This window comes from Abyssibacter sp. (assembly GCF_964229365.1).
Taxonomy (GTDB): domain Bacteria; phylum Pseudomonadota; class Gammaproteobacteria; order Nevskiales; family OUC007; genus Abyssibacter.
Map to the genome: position 1 here is coordinate 41,652 of NZ_CAXRDQ010000063.1, position 18,599 is coordinate 60,250.

The 18,599-nt window shown below is 64.1% G+C and carries 17 protein-coding genes; 1 reads left to right on the forward strand and 16 read right to left on the reverse strand.

The window, feature by feature from the left end:
- Positions 1–75 precede the first annotated feature (75 nt).
- Positions 76–1,014: a M23 family metallopeptidase gene (locus ACE1EY_RS10210; protein WP_291513398.1), complete on the reverse strand. Its 939-nt coding sequence runs from the start codon at positions 1,012–1,014 to the stop codon at positions 76–78.
- Between ACE1EY_RS10210 and ACE1EY_RS10215 the strand changes: the two genes are divergently transcribed.
- The gene (locus ACE1EY_RS10215; RefSeq protein ID WP_370300126.1) at positions 1,013–1,471 is read left to right on the forward strand and encodes a DciA family protein; all 459 of its coding nucleotides are present in this window, start codon (positions 1,013–1,015) and stop codon (positions 1,469–1,471) included. The two genes, ACE1EY_RS10210 and ACE1EY_RS10215, sit on opposite strands and share 2 nt — an antisense overlap.
- Here ACE1EY_RS10215 and lpxC read toward each other — a convergent pair.
- The 15 genes from lpxC to ftsL all read right to left on the reverse strand — a co-directional run bounded on the left by lpxC (position 1,468) and on the right by ftsL (position 18,596).
- Positions 1,468–2,385, reverse strand: a complete 918-nt coding sequence (lpxC, locus tag ACE1EY_RS10220; RefSeq protein ID WP_291513397.1) for a UDP-3-O-acyl-N-acetylglucosamine deacetylase — start codon at positions 2,383–2,385, stop codon at positions 1,468–1,470. The genes ACE1EY_RS10215 and lpxC overlap by 4 nt on opposite strands.
- A gap of 242 nt (positions 2,386–2,627) precedes the next feature.
- The gene (gene ftsZ, locus ACE1EY_RS10225; RefSeq protein WP_370300133.1) at positions 2,628–3,785 is read right to left on the reverse strand and encodes a cell division protein FtsZ; all 1,158 of its coding nucleotides are present in this window, start codon (positions 3,783–3,785) and stop codon (positions 2,628–2,630) included.
- 41 nt (positions 3,786–3,826) lie between these two features.
- Positions 3,827–5,059 (reverse strand): cell division protein FtsA, encoded by a 1,233-nt coding sequence (ftsA, locus tag ACE1EY_RS10230; protein ID WP_291513395.1) that lies wholly within the window; start codon positions 5,057–5,059, stop codon positions 3,827–3,829.
- 4 nt (positions 5,060–5,063) lie between these two features.
- Positions 5,064–5,813, reverse strand: a complete 750-nt coding sequence (locus ACE1EY_RS10235) for a cell division protein FtsQ/DivIB (protein ID WP_291513394.1) — start codon at positions 5,811–5,813, stop codon at positions 5,064–5,066.
- Positions 5,810–6,766 (reverse strand): D-alanine--D-alanine ligase, encoded by a 957-nt coding sequence (locus ACE1EY_RS10240; RefSeq protein ID WP_291513420.1) that lies wholly within the window; start codon positions 6,764–6,766, stop codon positions 5,810–5,812. The genes ACE1EY_RS10235 and ACE1EY_RS10240 overlap by 4 nt, the downstream gene beginning before the upstream one ends.
- Positions 6,766–7,656, reverse strand: coding sequence for a UDP-N-acetylmuramate dehydrogenase (murB, locus tag ACE1EY_RS10245; RefSeq protein ID WP_291513393.1), 891 nt, complete (start codon positions 7,654–7,656; stop codon positions 6,766–6,768). Before murB ends, ACE1EY_RS10240 begins: the two co-directional genes overlap by 1 nt.
- On the reverse strand, positions 7,653–9,077 hold the full coding sequence (gene murC, locus ACE1EY_RS10250; protein WP_291513392.1) for a UDP-N-acetylmuramate--L-alanine ligase: 1,425 nt from the start codon (positions 9,075–9,077) through the stop codon (positions 7,653–7,655). Before murC ends, murB begins: the two co-directional genes overlap by 4 nt.
- Complete coding sequence (gene murG, locus ACE1EY_RS10255; protein WP_291513391.1) at positions 9,074–10,138, reverse strand: undecaprenyldiphospho-muramoylpentapeptide beta-N-acetylglucosaminyltransferase; 1,065 nt, start codon at positions 10,136–10,138, stop codon at positions 9,074–9,076. Before murG ends, murC begins: the two co-directional genes overlap by 4 nt.
- Positions 10,135–11,319, reverse strand: a complete 1,185-nt coding sequence (gene ftsW, locus ACE1EY_RS10260) for a putative lipid II flippase FtsW (RefSeq protein ID WP_291513390.1) — start codon at positions 11,317–11,319, stop codon at positions 10,135–10,137. Before ftsW ends, murG begins: the two co-directional genes overlap by 4 nt.
- Positions 11,307–12,641, reverse strand: coding sequence for a UDP-N-acetylmuramoyl-L-alanine--D-glutamate ligase (gene murD / locus ACE1EY_RS10265; protein ID WP_370300127.1), 1,335 nt, complete (start codon positions 12,639–12,641; stop codon positions 11,307–11,309). Before murD ends, ftsW begins: the two co-directional genes overlap by 13 nt.
- Complete coding sequence (gene mraY, locus ACE1EY_RS10270; protein WP_291513388.1) at positions 12,638–13,720, reverse strand: phospho-N-acetylmuramoyl-pentapeptide-transferase; 1,083 nt, start codon at positions 13,718–13,720, stop codon at positions 12,638–12,640. Before mraY ends, murD begins: the two co-directional genes overlap by 4 nt.
- Positions 13,720–15,066, reverse strand: coding sequence for a UDP-N-acetylmuramoyl-tripeptide--D-alanyl-D-alanine ligase (gene murF / locus ACE1EY_RS10275; protein WP_370300128.1), 1,347 nt, complete (start codon positions 15,064–15,066; stop codon positions 13,720–13,722). The genes mraY and murF overlap by 1 nt, the downstream gene beginning before the upstream one ends.
- A complete protein-coding gene (locus ACE1EY_RS10280) occupies positions 15,053–16,582 on the reverse strand; it encodes a UDP-N-acetylmuramoyl-L-alanyl-D-glutamate--2,6-diaminopimelate ligase (RefSeq protein WP_370300129.1) in 1,530 nt (509 codons plus the stop codon). The genes murF and ACE1EY_RS10280 overlap by 14 nt, the downstream gene beginning before the upstream one ends.
- A complete protein-coding gene (locus tag ACE1EY_RS10285; RefSeq protein WP_291513385.1) occupies positions 16,579–18,333 on the reverse strand; it encodes a penicillin-binding protein 2 in 1,755 nt (584 codons plus the stop codon). The genes ACE1EY_RS10280 and ACE1EY_RS10285 overlap by 4 nt, the downstream gene beginning before the upstream one ends.
- On the reverse strand, positions 18,330–18,596 hold the full coding sequence (gene ftsL / locus ACE1EY_RS10290; RefSeq protein WP_291513384.1) for a cell division protein FtsL: 267 nt from the start codon (positions 18,594–18,596) through the stop codon (positions 18,330–18,332). The genes ACE1EY_RS10285 and ftsL overlap by 4 nt, the downstream gene beginning before the upstream one ends.
- Between the last annotated feature and the right edge of the window lie 3 nt (positions 18,597–18,599).

Below are 18,599 nucleotides of genomic sequence, written 5' to 3' on the forward strand. Positions count from 1 at the left end.
CGGCGCGGCATTGTAACGCAGACGATTTGGGATGCAGGCGCCGTCGACTCGTGCGCCGTTAGCTGCCCCGGCCGCTTAGCCCTGTGCGCGGATGTATTTCGCCGGATTGACGACCTTGCCGTTGCGCAAGACCTCAAAGTGCACATGCGGCCCGGTGGATCGGCCCGTGTTCCCCATACGGGCGATCACATCACCCTTGGCCACACGGTCACCGACCTTGACGTCGTGCTTCTGGTTGTGACCGTAGCGCGTGACGTAGCCATTGCCGTGATTGATCTCGACCAACATGCCGTAACCATGGCGATGACCCGCCCAGGTGACGACACCGCTGGCCACCGCCACGACCTCTGAACCTTCCCGCCCCGCGAAATCCATCCCGTAGTGATGGGCACGGCGACCGGTGAAGGGATCGGTGCGAACGCCGAACAGCGAAGAGATCCAGCCGCTGAGAATCGGCCGCCCTTCGGGATGTCCCTCGCTTTGCAGACGGCTGGCGAGGATCAGGTCCTCCAGCACACGCATCTCCCGCTCGCGACCGGCGATCTGGCGATCCAGCTCGCCCAGAGTCCCGGTGACATCTTCCAGACGCGGCAGGTCGCCTTCGATTTCAATTTCGGGGCCACCAACCGCCGGCGCCGCATCAAAGACGAACTCGCCTTCGTCAAGGTCGGCGACTTCAATCAAGCGCTGGCCGGCTGCATTCAGGCGCATCATATCCGCCTGCAGCATTGCCACCTTGCGGGCCAATGCCTGCGTGTTCTCTTGCAAATACTGTCGCGTGTCCGCCACTTCCTGACGATTCGCGTCAATGGCAGCCTGCCATTCGGCGGTCACATCCGACGGCAGGGCAACCTGCGCCGGCGCGACGGGCGCCGTCAGACGTCCAATGCCCACACCGGAGGCAATGAGCAGGCTCACCGTCGCAACGGCCGCTACCACAACCCATGGGCTACGCGGATCAAATTGCCAGCGCCGAGAACGGCCCAGCCGGTTGTCTATTACAATCAGTTCCATGTCTTACCGTATCGGTCGTCGCGCTCGATCTCTTGCGGATCGCATCCGTTCAGACCGTTCCCCCCTCAGGGATTGGTCTCGATCTGCCAAGCAGACCGTTATCCTTCAAGAGCAGTTGGAACAGCGCCTCCCCGGGCCACTGTCCTCCCACGTGCGGTTTGTTCGGATGGATCAGACCACGGCCGTCCTGGCCGTACCCTCACCCGCTTGGGCAACCCGTCTGCGCCAACATCGCACCGCGTTGATGCATATCGTTGGCTCAGCCCTGGGTTCCCCCTGCACTGATATAAGGCTTTGCATCACTCCGGTGCAAGCCCGACCGGTGCAGCGAAACGTTCCGCTCAAACCCCTCCCGCGACACATTGAATCCATGCGTCGCCTCTCGCTTAGCACGAGCAATGCCAGATTGGCTTCAGCCCTCCGACAGCTCGTACACGAATTCCAACGTCAATCTTAAGCGGCGGCGGCGGCCGGTCGCGGGGAGTAAGTGATGGGCGGGCGTTCTCCCCGCTCGAAAGTCACCATGTCCCAGGCGTCCGGCTGCGCGAGCAGCCCACGTAACAGCTTATTGTTCAGCGCATGGCCGGACTTGTAGCCGGTGAATGCGCCGATCAAATTGTGACCCATCAGGTATAAATCGCCGATGGCGTCGAGAATCTTGTGGCGTACAAATTCATCCTGGTAGCGCAGCCCATCGCTGTTGAGCACCCGGAATTCATCCAGTGCAACGGCGTTGTCCAGGCTGGCGCCCAACGCCAGATTGTTGGCTCGCAGATATTCCACATCGCGCATGAACCCGAATGTACGGGCACGCGAGACTTCCTTGACATACGACGTGGTGGAAAAATCGATCGTAGCGTGCTGCTTGCTGGACGAGAACACCGGATGCTCAAAGTCGATCCCGAAGCTGACCTTAAAACCGTCATGCGGATCGAACCGAGCCCATTTATCGTCTTCGGTGACCTGCACCGGCTTCTTGACGCGGATGAAGCGCTTTGGCGCCTCCTGCTCAAGAATGCCCGCCGACTGCACCAGAAAGACGAACGGTCCGGCACTGCCGTCCATGATGGGAACCTCGGGCGCCGACAGCTCGATCAGAGCATTGTCGATCCCGAGGCCCGCGAGAGCTGACATGAGATGCTCGACGGTCGACACCTTGGTGCCATCCGCTTCCAGCGTGGTGTTGAGCATGGTATCGGTCACCGCATGGGCATCCGCCTTGACGTCCGGCGTGCCATCGAGGTCCACGCGCCGAAATACGATGCCGAAATCCGCCGGGGCTGGGCGGATCGCCATGTACACCTTTTTGCCTGTGTGCAGTCCGACGCCAGTGGCGCGAATCGGATGCTGCACGGTTCGTTGTTTCAACATCTCATTTCCTCAGCGGCTGTGCCCGAACACGGCCAAGCATCGACGGACAGCCTGAGACAGACCATCGGTCAGCAAGTTTCGGAATCAGCCCCCGCGATTCTTACTCGATGACGGCGTGCGCCCCTCAGGGCAATATGCGCGCGTCCAACCCGGAACCATACCACAGGTGCATGGTTATCCGGGTGTGACGCGGGCCGAAATCACACCGTCGCCGCGTTCAAGAATCCCCCCGCCATTCCGGTTCAGTCGGCCTGATTACGCAGGAACGCCGGCACATCCAGAACCTCGATATCCAGGTCTGACAGGTCGTCCAGACGCCGGTTCTTCTTCTGGTCGCGACGGATGTAGGTCGGCTTTTCCAGATCGCCGTACTTCACCTGCCCCCCGCTATCGCGGCTGATAGGCGTGACCACTTCGTGATTCTCGTAGGACTGCGACCGCTGGTTTCCACCCAGACCCGTGGCGACCACGGTCACCCGCAGCTCGTCGCCCATGCTCGGATCCAACGCGGTACCCACGATCACCTCGGCGGATTCGGCCGCCATCTCGCCGATCACCTCGTTGACCATTTGGAATTCGAACATGGTCAGATCGTCGCCTGCGGTGATGTTGACCAGGACGCCCTCCGCACCGGTGAGTGTCAGCTCGTCCAGCAGCGGACTCGCCAACGCGGTTTCGGCAGCTTCGCGAGCACGATCTTCACCACTGGAGCGGCCAATGCCCATCATCGCCATGCCAGGAATCGACATCACCTTGCGTACGTCAGCGAAGTCGACGTTGATCAGACCACCGGCCGTGATCAACTCAGCGATACCCTGCACCGCGTTATGCAGCACGTCATTGGCGGACTTGAACGCGCTCTTCACGGTGACGCTCTTGCCCAGCACCGACAACAGCTTTTCGTTCGGAATGACGATCAGGGAATTGACCAGTCCTTCCAGCGACTCGATGCCCCGGCCGGCGACGTCCATGCGCTTCTTGCGCTCGAACGGGAACGGCTTGGTGACAACGGCCACGGTCAGGATTTCCAGTTCGCGGGCGATCTCTGCCACAACAGGCGCCGCACCCGTGCCGGTTCCACCACCCATGCCAGCGGTGATGAACAGCATGTCGGAGCCCTCGATCGTCTCGCGAATGCGTTCGCGATCTTCCATCGCTGCGGCACGGCCGACTTCAGGATCGGCCCCGGCACCCAGACCGCGAGTGATGGTCGAGCCCAACTGCAGGATGGTGTCGGCCGAGCAGGCATCCAGATGCTGCACGTCCGTGTTGGCACAAATGAATTCGACACCCTGAATACCCGCGTCAACCATCTGGTTGACCGTATTGGTGCCGCCGCCGCCGATGCCCATCACCTTGATGACTGGACGATTCGGCTGGTGTTCGATGAGTTCAAAAATCTCAGCCATGGTGTTACCTCGTGTTTGCCCCAAAAAGTCGATCAGAAATTGCCTTGGAACCAGCTCTTCATGCGTTCCCAGACTTGTGCGAAACCGGACCCTTCGGGTTGTCCGGTGTAGTGCGGGAGATTTCTCTGCCCGAAGATGAGCAACCCGATGCCGGTGGCGTGTTGCGGGTTGCGGGCGACGTCGGTCAGCCCTTGTACGGTGTGCGGCATGCCGAGGCGGACCGGTAGGTCAAAGACCTCCTCCGCCAGCTCGACCACGCCTGCCATCTTGCTGCTGCCGCCGGTCAGCACGACGCCGCCGGCCAGCATCTCGTCGAAACCTGACCGGCGCAGCTCGCGCTGAATCAGGAGGAACAGTTCTTCATAGCGAGGGCGGATGACCTCGGCCAGCGTCAGCCGCGACAGGCGACGCGGCGGACGGTCTCCGACGCTATCGACCTCAATCTGTTCGTCGCGCTCGAGCATTTCGGGCAGCGCATGCCCGAACTTCACCTTGATGGCGTCGGCATGCTGGGTGGGGGTACGCAGGGCGACAGCGATGTCGTTTGTCACCTGATCGCCGGCGATGGGGATGACGGCCGTATGGCGAATCGCACCCTTGTGAAAGACCGCGATATCGCTGGTGCCGCCGCCGATATCGACCATGCAGACACCGAGATCCTTTTCATCGTCGGTCAGGACCGCGTAGCTGGACGCCAGCTGTTCCAGAATCAGCTTGTCCACATCCAGCCCACAGCGCAGCACGCACTTGTGAATATTCTGCGCGGCCGACACGCTGCCGGTGACCATGTGCACCCGGGCTTCGAGACGCACGCCGGACATGCCAATCGGTTCCTGGATACCCTCCTGGTCGTCCACCGCGAATTCCTGTGGCAGTACGTGCAAGGTCTTCTGGTCGGCCGGGATTGCCACTGCACAGGCCGCATCGATCACACGATCGACATCCGCCTCGCTGACCTCTTTGCTGCGCACGGCGACAATGCCGTGCGAGTTCAGACTCTTGACGTGACTGCCGGAAATCCCCGTGTAAACCGACTGGATACGGCAGCCGGCCATCAGTTCAGCCTCTTCGACCGCCCGCCGGATCGACTGCACGGTGGACTCGATATTGACCACCACGCCCTTTTTCATCCCGGTGGATGGGTGCGTGCCGATGCCGATGATCTCGATCACCTGTTGCTCGTTCAGCTCGCCGACGATCGCGGCGACCTTCGAGGTGCCGATATCCAGCCCGACGATGAGATCTTTCTGTACTTTTCTCGACATGGCGTCAGTTCCTCTCTGAGGTTTGCGGGGGTTCACGCCAGCCCACTGCAAACCCATTGGTGTAGCGAAGATCAATCGTGGCCACGGCCTGCCAGCGCTCGGCCAGTGCCTGGCGAACCGGGCCGGCGAAGCGCTGCATGCGTTCAGGAATCCCCGTGCGACCCAGTCGCAGCTGCACGCCATCGGAGAGTTCCGCCGTCCAGGCACCGCGGTCGTCAATGGCCAGAGCGTTGAGTTCCACGTCACCCAAGGCCGGGGTCTCCATCAGCACTGCCCATTGCTTGAGCATGTCCTGCCGTGCTTCCGGGGGCCCGTCCAGACGCGGCAATCCGCTCGGCCAGCTCGCCTGCGGGGGCGAAAAAATGGTGCCGTCGCCAGCGATCAGGGCCGAGTCGCCCCAACGGGCAACCGCTCGGTGTTCGGCAACGCGGGCCAGCAAACGGTCTGGAAACCGGCGCGAGACCTGTGCGGACGCCACCCAGGGCAACGCTTCGAGGCTGCGTTCAACGGCTTCCGGAGACACCTTGAACAACCCGGCGTCCAGATAACCGATCGTCGCGGCGCGCACGGCCTGAGGATCGGAATCCACCACCCCGTGCACCTCCAGATTCAAGGGTCCGGACTGGCTCGCCAGCACCCAGAACACCACCAGGGCCGTGACCAGCGTCAGCAACAACGTGCCGAACCAAGGCCGCTTGGGCGCATCCGTCGCGACCGCGCGAATGGGCCGCAGGGCGTCGATGGCCACACTCATGGCGTGCCCTCCAACGTGGTCGTCAGAATCCGGACCACCAGATCTTCCATGGACCAGCCCAGCGCCGCAGCGGCCTTCGGCACCAGCGAATGCGTGGTCATGCCCGGGGTGGTGTTCACCTCCAGCAACTTCGGCTGGCCGTCCGCATCGATCATTAGATCCACGCGTCCCCAGCCAGCGCAGCCCAGCACGCGATAGGCCTCGGCAGCGAGCCGCGCAACGGCGGTTTGCATCTCGGGCGCTAGCCCGCAGGGAATCAGATAACGGGTGTCGTCTGACAGGTACTTGGCTTCGTAGTCGTAGAAACCGGCGGCGGCCTCGATTCGGATCGGCGGCAACCAGGTCTCGCCGACGACGCCCAGGGTGTACTCGGCGCCCCGGATCTCGGCCTCGATCAACACCGGCCCCGGGTGCTCGGCGGCAGCAGCCACCGCCAGACGCAGGCTATCGGCATCCGCCGCACGCGCCACACCCACGCTGGAGCCCTGCCATGCCGGCTTGACGAACACCGGCAGGCCGAGCCGATCGATGATGGCATCGATATCGACCTGGGCCGACTCACGCAACAGCACATCGTCGGCAACCGGCAGCTTGGCCTGACGCCAAAGCGCCTTGGTTGCGCCCTTGTCCAGCGAGTTGGCGCTGGCCTGCAGGCCGCTTCCCGTCACCGGGAGACCTTGCAGCGCGCAGGCCCCTTGGAGAATGCCGTCCTCCCCCGGCGTGCCGTGGAGAATATTGAACACCCGGTCGAAACCTTGGGCTTTGAGCTGCAGCAGGTCAGCCGGTTGCGGATCGACGCGATGCGCATCCACGCCAGCAGCCAACAGGGCATCCAGCACGCAGGCGCCGGAATCCAACGACACCGCGCGCTCAGCGGACCAGCCGCCCATCAACACCGCCACGCGACCGAAGGCGGCGGGGTTTGGAGCGGGATTCGAACCAGGCAACGGCATCACGCGACCTCCCCGACAATGCGGACTTCGGGGACCAGATCCACAGCGAACTTGTGCTGAACCGTTTCGCGTACCTGCGTGATTAGCGATTCGATGTCGGCGGCCAGCGCATGGCCGCGATTGATAATGAAGTTCGCATGCTTGGTCGACACCTCGGCATCACCGATCTGGTGGCCCTTGAGCCCGGCGGCCTCGATCAAGCGAGCGGCGTGATCGCCAGTCGGATTGCGAAACACCGATCCGCAGGATGGCTTGCCCACGGGTTGCTTGGCCTTGCGTTCGGCAATCATGTCGCGGATGCGACCGGCGGCGCCGCCGTTTTCGTCCGGCTGCAACTCCAGTTCCGCGGCGACGAACCAGAGATGGGGTTCCGGCGGGGTCACGCTGCGGTAGCCGATCTCGAAGGCCTCGGCACCTAGCGTACGGGTGCTGCCGTCGCGGCCGATCACGTTCACCGAGCGCACGACGGACCAGGTTTCGCCACCCCAGGCACCTGCGTTCATCGCCAGCGCGCCGCCTATCGTGCCGGGAATTCCGGCAAAGAACTCACCACCGGCCAATCCCCAGCTCGCGGCGAGCTTGGCCAGCCGTGCGCAGTGCACGCCAGCCTCAACGAAAATGCGGGTATCGTCCACACGCCGCACCGTATCCAACACCCCGTGGATGCTGACCGTTGTGCCGCGGAATCCGCCATCGCGAATCAGCAGATTACTGCCCAGGCCAATCCACAGAATCGATTCGCCAGTCGGCAAGCGGTGCATGAACTCTGCGAGATCGTCACCATCCGCCGGCTTGTAGTACCGGTCGGCCGGGCCACCGACACGCCAACTGGTGTAGCGCATCAGCGGTTCGTTGATCCGCAGTTCGCCGCGCAGGTGCCCGAGACTCACGGTGCACCCCCAAACTGCGACATCAACACGCTCGGCAGGCTGCCAACATTGCCGGCGCCCAGCGTTAGCAGCACATCGTTCGCCTGCAGTACGTCGGCCAGCACGTCCGGAACCTCCCCGATCGAATCGACGAAGATCGGTTGCGACTTGCCACGAGCACGGATGCCTCGCGCCAGGGCTCGACCGTCGGCGCCGGCGATCGGTTGCTCACCGGCGGGATAGACTTCGCTGAGCAGCAGCGTGTCGACATCCGCCAATACGTTGCAGAAATCGTCGAAAAGATCCCGCGTCCGGGTGTAGCGATGTGGCTGGAAAACAACCACCAGCCGGCGTTCCGGCCAGGCCGCACGCATGGCTGTTATCGTCGCCTGGACTTCGCGTGGATGGTGACCGTAGTCGTCCACCAGCATCACGGTGCCGCCGTCGACGACCAGCTCCCCGACCCGCTCGCAACGTCGGCCGATGCCGCCGAACTGACTCAGCGCTCGACCAATCGCTTCGGCGCTCACATCCAGCTCATGGGCCACGGCGGCGGCCGCCAGCGCATTGAGCACGTTGTGCTCCCCCGGCAGGTTCAGGTGCACACGCGTCGGCGAGACGGCATTGGGAAGGTGCAAGTCAAAGTGACTGCCAGAGCCATCCACCGACACGTCGGTGGCCCGCACATCGGCGGATTCACCCAGGCCGTACGTCAGATGTGGACGACCGAATTCCGGAAGCAGCTCCTCCACCACAGCGTCATCGACGCATAGCACCGCCAAACCATAGAACGGCAACTGATGAATGAATTCGATGAAGGTCCGCTTGAGCTGACTGAACTCGCCGCCGTATGTCTCCAAGTGGTCCGAATCAATATTCGTCACCACGGCCATCAACGGCATTAGATGCAGGAACGACGCGTCTGACTCATCCGCCTCGGCGACCAGATAAGGTCCTTCGCCCAGACGTGCGTTGGCGCCGGCAGATAACACCTTGCCGCCGACGACAAAGGTCGGGTCCAGCTCGCCCTCCGCCAGCACGGCGGCGACCAGGCTGGTCGTTGTCGTCTTGCCATGCGTACCCGCCACGGCAATGCCGTAGCGGAAACGCATCAGCTCGGCGAGCATCTCCGCGCGGCGAACCACCGGAATCCGGTGCTCCTGCGCATAGGCGACCTCGGGGTTCTCGGGGTCCACCGCAGTGGACGTCACCACAACATCGGCATCGACGACATTGTCAGCCGCATGACCGATCGCAATCTCAGCCCCCAGGGAACGCAAGCGCTCGACCGTCGGTGATGCCCGAAGGTCGCTGCCGGCCACTTGGTATCCAAGGTTCAGCAGCACCTCGGCAATACCCGCCATACCGACGCCGCCGATCCCGATCATGTGAATACGACGGACGCGACGCATCGGCTGGTCCACGACACTGCGGTGCCTCATGCGGCACCCCCGGCATCCAGACAAACGTCCACGATCCGCTGGCAGGCATCCGGCCAGGCCATGCGCCGCGCGTTGGTGGCCATTTCGAGCCGACGTGCGCGATCGCTTAGCAGCGGTAGAAGAGCATCCGCGAGCGATTCCGCCGTCAGGCCGGATTCAGGCATCAGCACAGCGGCATCCGCATCGGCCAGATAAGCCGCATTCGCCGTCTGATGGTCGTCTACGGCGGCCGGGAATGGCACCAGAATCGACGGGCAGCCGGCAGCCGCAAGCTCGGCAACGGTCAATGCGCCGGACCGGCAGACCACGATGTCCGCGGCGGCATAGGCGGCGGCGATGTCATCGATGAATTCCCGGATCGTTGCCTCAACGCCGGCCTGAGCATAGGCGGCTTCAGCAACGGCCAGCGTGCGCCCGCCCTGATGTGTCACAACCGGCCGCTGAGCCGGATCGATCAAGGCGAGTGCTGCCGGCACGCGCTCATTCAGCGCCCGAGCACCCTGGCTGCCACCGACAACCAGCAGCCGTGGCCGCTCGCTATCGGGCACCTGTCGCTGCTCCGGCGCGGGCAGGGCCGCGAACACCGACCGCACGGGGTTGCCCACCACCTCGGCCTGGGCCAAAGCACCCGGAAACGCCTGCAGACTCACGGTGGCCAGCCGCGACAGAACACGGTTGGTCATGCCGGGCGCGGCATTCTGCTCATGAATCACCAGCGGGACCCGACGCAACCATGACGCCAGCCCCGTCGGCCCCGCGACAAAACCGCCCATTCCGAGCAGCACGTCCGGTTGCTCTTCACGCAGCAGCTGCCAGCATTGAGCCACGGCGCGCAGCAAGCGCAACGGCGCCTGTAGCAGGGTCAAGGCACCCTTTCCGCGCACGCCGGCGATGGTGAGCCAGCGAGCCGGAATCGACCGCCCCTTGAGAATGCGCGCCTCGAAACCCTGCTCGGTGCCCAGCCAGACCACGTCATGGCCCATCTCCAGCAGGCGCTCGGCAACGGCCAGACCCGGAAACACGTGCCCACCGGTACCACCGGCTGCGATCGCGACCTTCATCGGGCCGCTCCTGCCGGTCGCGCAGGACCGTCGGTTTTCTCCGCCATCCGGTTCTCGCGATCCACCCGCAGCAACAACCCGAGCGAAGCACAGGTCACCAGCAAACTGCTGCCGCCGTAGCTGATGAAGGGCATGGTCAGGCCCTTGGTGGGCAGCACGCCCATGTTCACGGCGATGTTGATCGATGCCTGTAGGCCGACCCAGGCGGCAATGGCCCAGGCCACATACGCGCTGAAGAAGTCCTCGCGATTGGCGGCCGTTTGCGCCACCAGAAATCCGCGCCAAACCAGCACGCCGAACACCGCCATTAACACCACGACGCCGACCAGGCCGAGCTCTTCGGCAATCACGGCGAACAAAAAATCGGTATGCGTTTCCGGCAGGTAAAGCAGTTTCTGAATGCTGTTGCCAAAGCCGACACCGGTCCATTCGCCCCGCCCAATAGCGATTAGCGACTGCGTGAGCTGGAAGCCACCATCAAAGGGGTCGGCAAATGGATCACGAAAGCTGGAGAGTCGCTTCAGGCGGTACGGCGAGGACACGAGCAGCACCGCCAGCGTGCCGACGCCCACCGAGCCCAGCAGCAACAGATGGAGCAGCTTGGCACCGGCGAGGAACAGCATGACCGCGGCCACGGCCAGCAGCACAGCGGTCGATCCGAAATCAGGTTCCGCCAGCAGCAACACGGCCGCGACGCCGAGCGGAAGCACCGGCCGCAAAAGACCGCGGATTCTGGTCTGGACCTGTGCCCGGTGGCGGGTCACATAGCTGGCCAGATAAAGAATGATGCAAAGCCGCGCAACTTCTGACGCCTGGAGATTCACCGGCCCGAGATCCAGCCAGCGACGGGCACCGTTGACTTCGTGCCCGATGCCCGGAATCAAAACCAGCACCAGCAGCAACAACCCGAATCCCAGCAGCGCGAAACCCGCACGGGACCAATACCGCATCGGAATCGAATACATCGCCGCCGTCGCGATCAGACCCAAACCGGCGAACGCCAGCTGGCGGCGGAAGTAGTACAGCATGTCACCGGTCTGGCGCTCGGCGACCGCCACCGACGCCGATGCCACCATGATCAGGCCGAAGACCAGCAGTAACCCCCCAGCCCCCAGCAACCAGTGATCGGTGTAACGACCCTGCAGGGTCGGCCGCAGCATCAGCGTGTTCAAGCGGAGCATGCGTCACCTCCGCCACCGACGAGTTCGACAAAACGCTCGCCGCGTTCGATGTAATCGCGAAACTGATCCTGGCTGGCGCAGCCCGGCGACAGCAGCACCGTGTCGCCATTGGAGGCAATGGACCGGGCTCTCTGCACGCTTGCGGCCAGATCGGCCTCGACGTGTATGGGCAGGCTCCCCTCCAGGTGAGCGCGAATCCGTCCGGCGTCGTGGCCATAAAGAATCGCGGCCCGGCCGCGTGATGCCAACGGCTCAGCCCAGGGTTGGAAATCACCGTCCTTCGCCAGACCACCAGCGAGCAACACAATCGGCGGCGTCACGCCGTTGAGCGCCGCCAGCGTGGCACCGACATTGGTGCCCTTGGAGTCGTTGATCCAGGTTACGCCGTTCTGCTCCGCCACCCACTGGCAGCGATGAGGCAGGCCGGGAAACTGCGTCAAAGCTTCGCGCACCCGGCCGTCGTCAGGCTCGACACCCACCGACTCCAGCAGGGCCAGTGCCGCGGCCACGTTGGACAAATTGTGATCACCGACCAGCCGCAACTCGGACGCGGTGATCCATGTGGCCTGTTGATGCAGCAGTGCTGTCCGCCCCGACTGCGAGCGGATTTCCCAGTCCGCAGCGACCCTCGCGCTAAAGGTTCGGCGAATGTCCGACGTGGGCATGGCTGCAACAGCCGGATCGTCCAGATTGACTACGGCGCAACGCGCGCCCTGGTAAATGCGCGATTTCAGCGCGGTGTAATGTTCCAGCGTCTCGTGCCGGTCGATGTGATCGGCGCTGACATTCAGAACGCAGGCGGCATCGCAACGTAGGCTTTCGGTCAGCTCGAGCTGAAAGCTGGATAACTCCAGAACGGCGAGATCGGCCTCCTGTGACAACAACTCCAGCGCTGGCGTACCGATGTTGCCTCCGACAGCCACCCGCTTGCCGGCTGCCTCGAGCAAGACCTGCAGCAGCGTGACCACGGTGCTCTTGCCATTCGAACCGGTCACACCGATGACCGGCTTGTCCCAGGCACGGGCAAACAGCTCGATATCGCTGATAACCGGAATGCCACGCGAACGCGCCTCGACGAATAGGGGATCGTCAAAGGGCAAGCCCGGTGAGGCAAGGACCGCATCAACGCCCAGCAACAGGTCCACGGAAAAGGGGCCAAGATGCAGGTCGATACCGTCCTGCCAGGTATCGGCAAGCGCCAGGTCGGCGCGGTTGTCCGCGGCACGCAGCTGTGCGCCCTGTTCCAGCATATCGCGAACAGCCGAACGACCGGTCAGACCCAGACCGGCGACCAACCAGAACTGTTGGGCGACGCCGCTCATCGCACCTTCAACGTGGAGAGGCCGATCAAGACCAAGACCAGGGTGATGATCCAGAAGCGCACGATGATCTTTGGCTCGGCCCAGCCCTTGAGCTCGAAATGATGATGCAGCGGCGCCATGCGGAAGATGCGGCGCCCGGTCAGCTTGAAGGAGGCCACTTGCAGAATCACGGACACGGTCTCGGCGACAAACACGCCGCCCATGACGACCAGCACCAGTTCCTGCCGAACCATCAGCGCGACCACGCCCAGTGCACCGCCTAACGCCAGCGCCCCGATGTCGCCCATGAACACCTGGGCCGGGTAGGTGTTGAACCACAGAAAGCCCAGACCCGCACCGCCAATAGCCGTACAGAAGATGGCCAGTTCGCCAACGCCGGCCACGTAGGGAATCCCCAGGTACTCGGAATACACCGTGTTGCCGGTGGCGTAAGCGAACACGCCTAGCGCCGAGGCAACCAGCACGCAGGGCATGATCGCCAGGCCATCCAGCCCATCGGTGAGGTTCACCGCGTTGCTGGTGCCAACAATGACCAGATAACCCCAGAGCACGAAGAAGCCGCCCAGCGGGATGGCCAGCTCCTTGAAGAACGGGAAATAAAGCGTGGTTTCCACCGGCGTCTCGGCCGTCGCGTAAAGCACTCCGCTCGCCATAAAGCCAGTCAGGCTCAGCCAGAAGTACTTCGCTTTGGCCGACAGGCCTTTGGAATTACCGAAGCGGATTTTCCGGTAGTCATCAATAAAGCCGACGATGCCGAATGCGACGGTGACGAACACCGCAATCCACACGAAGCGGTTACTCAGGTCCGACCACAGCAGGGTCGCGATAATCACGGCTGCCAGGATCAGCAACCCACCCATGGTGGGCGTGCCGGCCTTGACCAGGTGGCTTTGCGGCCCGTCGTCGCGAATGACCTGGCCGATCTGCCGGCTGGTCAGCCGGCGGATCAGGATCGGCCCGAAGACCAGCGACACGACCAAGGCGGTCAGCACCCCGAGAATCGCGCGAACCGTCAGGTAATCGAACAGGTTGAAGCCGCTGTAGATCCGCTCCAGCACATCGGTCAGGTGGTACAGCATCAGTGCACCTCCGCCACGGCCAGCGCCTGGACCAGGCGCTCCATGCGCGCGCCGCGTGATCCCTTGACGAGCAGGCAGACGTCTTCATCCAGCGCCTCGGCGACCTGCTCCACCAGTGCGTCCATGGAGTCCGCCACGCTGGCACCGGCGCCGAACCCGTCGGCCGCATGAACCGCGAGATCGCCGATCAAGAACAGCCGCTGTACACCGGCAGCACGCGCCTGCTCACCCGCTTGCCGATGCGCCTGCTGAGCATCCGCGCCTAGTTCATTCATATTGCCTAGAGCCAGCCAGCGCCGGCCGTCCTGCTGAGCCAGCACGCTTAGCGCCGCCGCCAGGGACGCCGGATTGGCGTTGTAAGTGTCGTCAAGGATTTGCGCGCCGGTCGCGGCCACGCGGGGGGTCATCCGTCCGGGCGCAGGTTCAAGCCGCCTCAACCCGTCGGCAATCTGGGCCGCGCTGCAACCCAGTACATGGGCCGCTGCCGCTGCTGCCAGGGCGTTCATCACGTTATGTCGGCCGGCCACTGGCAGACGGACCTCGACGCGCTCATCGACCAGGACCAGCGTGAACAGCGTCCCGGTCGCGTCGGGTCTCAGGGCCTTCGCTGTCACCTCCACTGGTGCCGTCAAGCCAAAGCGCAGCCTGCGATGGCCTTGCGCCAGACCCGTCCACAGATCGGCATAGGCGTCATCGGCATTGATCACCGCCACGCCGTCCTCACTCAACCCTCCGTAGATTTCACCCTTGGTCCGAGCCACACCGTCCAACCCGCCAAAGCCTTGCAGGTGAGCGGCTGCGGCATGGGTGATCACTGCGACTTGCGGCGGGGCAATGCCGACCAGCTCGGCGATATCGCCAGGCTTGCTCGCGCCCATTTCCAGCACCGCGTAGCGATGCTGCGCGCGCAGGCGCAGCAGGGTCAGTGGCAAGCCAATGTGGTTGTTCAGGTTCCCATGCGTCGCCAGCGTCGATCCCACAGGCTCAAGAATCGCCGCCAGCATTTGCTTGACGGTGGTCTTGCCGTTGCTGCCGGTCACGGCCACGACGCGCAGGTCGTGGCGCTGCAACCAACCGCGGGCCAGCGACTGCAATCCGCGCAGGCTGTCGTCGACCAGAACCTGCGGAAAATCCAGTTCGGTCAGCTCCGAAACCAGCGCGCCGGCGGCACCCAGCGAGGCCGCCTTGCGTACGTAGGTGTGCCCGTCGAAACGTTCACCCTTGAGCGCGACATACAAGTCCTGCGCCTGCAAGGTCCTGGTGTCCTGCGTCACGCCGGTGAACGCGGCGGCCTGCCCGTGCAGCGTGCCGCCGGTCGCCTGTGCAACCCAGTCAAGCGTGTCCATGGGACACCTCGCTGCCGGTCTCACCGTGCAAGATCTGGGAAACGATGCCGCGATCCGAAAACGGACGACGTTCAGCACCGATGATCTGCTCGGTTTCATGCCCCTTGCCGGCGATCAACACGATGTCGCCGGCCTTGGCTTCGCCAATCGCCATCCGGATCGCGCGCTCGCGGTCATGTTCGACACGCACATGGCGACGCTCGCGCATGCCGCCGAGAATCGACGCCACGATGTCGTAGGGCGATTCGCTGCGCGGGTTGTCATCGGTGACCACCACGGCATCGGCCAGGCGGGCCGCAGCACTGCCCATCAGGGCGCGCTTGCCTGTATCCCGGTCGCCACCGCAGCCAAACACGCAGATGAGCCGTCCAGCGCAATGAGGCCGCAAGGATTCCAGCGCATGGGCCAGGGCCTGCGGTGTGTGCGCATAGTCAACAACGGCCAGTGGCGCGTCTGGCGCCGCGAAGCCCTCCATGCGACCCGGCACCGTCCCGAGCTTGGGCAGCACCTCGGCAATGGCGTCCAGATCGATGCCGCGATGTTCCAGCACCGCCGCCACCGCCAGCAAATTGTAGATGTTGAAGCGGCCCAGCAGCCCGCTGTCCACCGTGCGGGAACCAGCAGGCGTTTGCAGCCGGAAATGCAGCCCTTTGGTCGTCAGCCGCACATCGCGCGCCAATGCGAATGCACCGGCATCTGGCGTCTCGCCCTCAATGCCATACACACAGGTCGGCAGATCAGCTCGCAGTTCGCCCGACCACAACGCGCCAAGATCATCATCGCGGTTCAGCACGGCCAAACCCAGACTCGGCACATCGAACAACAGCCGCTTGGCCGCTGCGTAGCGCTGCAGATCACCGTGGTAGTCCAGGTGGTCGCGGCCCACGTTGGTCAGAATCCCGACATCGAATTCAACGCCGGCGACGCGGCCCTGATCCAGGGCATGCGACGAGGTTTCCATGACCAGCGCACGGGCGCGGTCATCGACCAAGCGGCGCATCCAACGCTGGATGCGCACGGCATCCGGCGTTGTGTGGCTGGCCAGCTCCAGGGCGTCAACCGGGCCGTAACCCAGCGTGCCGAGGTAGCCGGCAGATTCCCCGAGTCGGGTCAGTGCGTGGGCCAGCAGATAGGCTGTGGATGTCTTGCCGTCGGTACCGGTGATGCCGACACAGAACAGCTCCCGCGATGGATGATCGTAGTAGCGGGCCGCGATCTCGCCGACATGTTGGCGCAACTGCTCAACGGGCCACGCAGGCACGTTCAGTTGCGGCACGTCGACGCCAGGCTCCGGCTCCCACAAGACGGCCGCTGCGCCGTGCTTGAGCGCATCGTCCACATAGTTCAAGCCGTGCGACTCAAAGCCACTGCAGGCCAGGAACAAACCACCATCCCGCACGCGACGGGAATCGGTCTCGACGCCGCGCACCGACACGCTCAGATCCGTGCCTGACGACACCAGTCCGTCCAGCAATGCCGCCAGCGCCCGCCGAGGTTGAGCCAGTGCCACCATCATGTCGGCGAAGATTGGTCGGTGGAGGCCGTCAACGCCTCCGAAGCGGGCGGCTGAAAGTCAGCCGGGGGAATTCGCAGCAGGCGGGCGGCGCTTTTCATGACTTTGGCGAACACCGGGGCGGCCACGACGCCACCGTAGTAGCCGCCGTGCTGCGGCTCATCGATCACGACCAGACCGACAACCTGCGGGTTGTCGGCCGGGAGCATGCCGGCGAACAGCGCCATGTGGGTGTTTTCGTCGTAGCCGTCGGCCTTGACCTTGCGGACCGTGCCGGTCTTGCCGGCGACTCGGTAACCGGGCACAGCCGCCCGATTCGCCGTGCCGTCCGGCGCCACGACACCTTCCAGCCAGTGGCGTACGCGCTGGGCGTTCTCCACCGACACGACCTGCCGCAGCGGCGGAGGCACCTCATCCAGCTTGACCAGCGACAGTGGCCGCAGTCGGCCGTCGTCAGCCAGGCTCGCGTAGGCCCGACCCAGCTGCAGCGCCGTGACCGCAAGCCCATATCCATACGAAGCCGTGGCGGTCGCAATCTCACCCCATTCGGTGAAGTGACGCATCACGCCACTGGCCTCGCCGGGAAACCCGGTCCCGACGGTCTCGGCCAGACCAAAATCGTTATAGGCCGACCACACCCCTTCGGCCCCCACCTGCAAACCGATCTTCGCCGCGCCGACCTGGCTCGATTTGCGTAGGACACCCGCCAGATCCAGCTGCCCGTACCCGCGAAAATCACGGATCTGCAAACGGCCGACCTTGTAATACCCGAGGCCGGTGTCGATCTGTGTGCGCCAGTCGATGATGCCCGCATCCATGGCCTGGGCAATCAACAGCGGCTTAACCGTTGAGCCCGGCTCAAAGGTGTCGGTGATGACACGGTTACGCACGCCAGCCGTGCCGATCTCGTCACGCCGGTTGGGATTGAAGCCCGGCTGACTCGCCATCGCCAGCACCTCGCCGGTGCGCGGGTCCAGCAGCAGGACCAAGCCGCCGCGAGCACCCGAGCGGTCCACGGCATCCTTGAGCTCGCGGTAGGCCACATACTGCAGCCGCAGGTCGATCGACAGGTGGAGATCCTCGCCCGGATCGGGTGGCGTGAACTCGGCAAGATCCTCCACGACACGACCGGTGCGATCGCGAATGACACGCCGGCTGCCCGGTGTGCCCTGCAGCCATTCATCGTAGGCCAGCTCCATGCCCTCCTGGCCGCGGTTGTCGATATTGGTCACGCCCACGAGCTGCGAGGCGATCTCACCGGCCGGATAGAAGCGGCGGTATTCACGCTGTAGAAACACGCCCTCGGCATTAACCGCCTGAACACGACGAGCGTCTGCAGGCGCCATATGCCGCCGCAGGTAAACGAAGCGGCGCGATTCTCGGGCCTGAAGAAACGCCCGGAGTTCATCTGGCGCCTGCCCCAGAAGGCGCGCGACCAGCGGTAGCGAGGCGGTATCGGCCAACAAATCTTCCGGCACGGCCCAGACGGACTCGACCGGCGCCGACAATGCCAGCGGCTCGCCACGGCGGTCGCGAATCGCGGCCCGGCCAGCCGGCACCTGCACCGTGCGCTCGAATCGCTTCGCGCCTTCGGCCTCCAGAAAATCCCGGTCGCGGACCTGTAGCTCAAAAGCTCGCCCGACCAGCGCAAACACGCCGAGACCCAGACCCAGCAGAATCACCCTCGCGCGCCACGGCGAGACCGGCTGCGGCTCGGCAGCCTCAACGCGATGATTGTTCCGCGCACGCGTCATGGCGTGACCTCCACGGCGACGAACTCGTCGGGCTCCTGCATGTCCAGCCGTTCCCGCGCGACGCGTTCGACCTGACCGTGTGCAGCCAGCGCGGCTTCTTCAAGCTGCAGCTGCGCCCATTCGGTCTTAAGACGGTCGCGCTCCCAGCTCAGCTCCTGCTGAGCATCAAGCAGTGCCCGACTACGATGCTTGCTCACCGCAACGGCGATGGCTGTGGTCGCAATCAGCGTCGCGATCACAGCAGTACCCCAGCCCCTGCGCATGGC

Coding starts and splice junctions, on each gene's coding strand:
- ACE1EY_RS10215 (WP_370300126.1), top strand. CDS start 1,013: ATGTCTTACCGTATCGGTCGTCGCGCTCGATCTCTTGCGGATCGCATC.
- ACE1EY_RS10210 (WP_291513398.1), bottom strand. CDS start 1,014: ATGGAACTGATTGTAATAGACAACCGGCTGGGCCGTTCTCGGCGCTGG.
- lpxC (WP_291513397.1), bottom strand. CDS start 2,385: ATGTTGAAACAACGAACCGTGCAGCATCCGATTCGCGCCACTGGCGTC.
- ftsA (WP_291513395.1), bottom strand. CDS start 5,059: ATGTCGAGAAAAGTACAGAAAGATCTCATCGTCGGGCTGGATATCGGC.
- ACE1EY_RS10235 (WP_291513394.1), bottom strand. CDS start 5,813: ATGAGTGTGGCCATCGACGCCCTGCGGCCCATTCGCGCGGTCGCGACG.
- ACE1EY_RS10240 (WP_291513420.1), bottom strand. CDS start 6,766: ATGCCGTTGCCTGGTTCGAATCCCGCTCCAAACCCCGCCGCCTTCGGT.
- murC (WP_291513392.1), bottom strand. CDS start 9,077: ATGAGGCACCGCAGTGTCGTGGACCAGCCGATGCGTCGCGTCCGTCGT.
- murG (WP_291513391.1), bottom strand. CDS start 10,138: ATGAAGGTCGCGATCGCAGCCGGTGGTACCGGTGGGCACGTGTTTCCG.
- ftsW (WP_291513390.1), bottom strand. CDS start 11,319: ATGCTCCGCTTGAACACGCTGATGCTGCGGCCGACCCTGCAGGGTCGT.
- murD (WP_370300127.1), bottom strand. CDS start 12,641: ATGAGCGGCGTCGCCCAACAGTTCTGGTTGGTCGCCGGTCTGGGTCTG.
- mraY (WP_291513388.1), bottom strand. CDS start 13,720: ATGCTGTACCACCTGACCGATGTGCTGGAGCGGATCTACAGCGGCTTC.
- murF (WP_370300128.1), bottom strand. CDS start 15,066: ATGGACACGCTTGACTGGGTTGCACAGGCGACCGGCGGCACGCTGCAC.
- ACE1EY_RS10280 (WP_370300129.1), bottom strand. CDS start 16,582: ATGATGGTGGCACTGGCTCAACCTCGGCGGGCGCTGGCGGCATTGCTG.
- ACE1EY_RS10285 (WP_291513385.1), bottom strand. CDS start 18,333: ATGACGCGTGCGCGGAACAATCATCGCGTTGAGGCTGCCGAGCCGCAG.
- ftsL (WP_291513384.1), bottom strand. CDS start 18,596: ATGCGCAGGGGCTGGGGTACTGCTGTGATCGCGACGCTGATTGCGACC.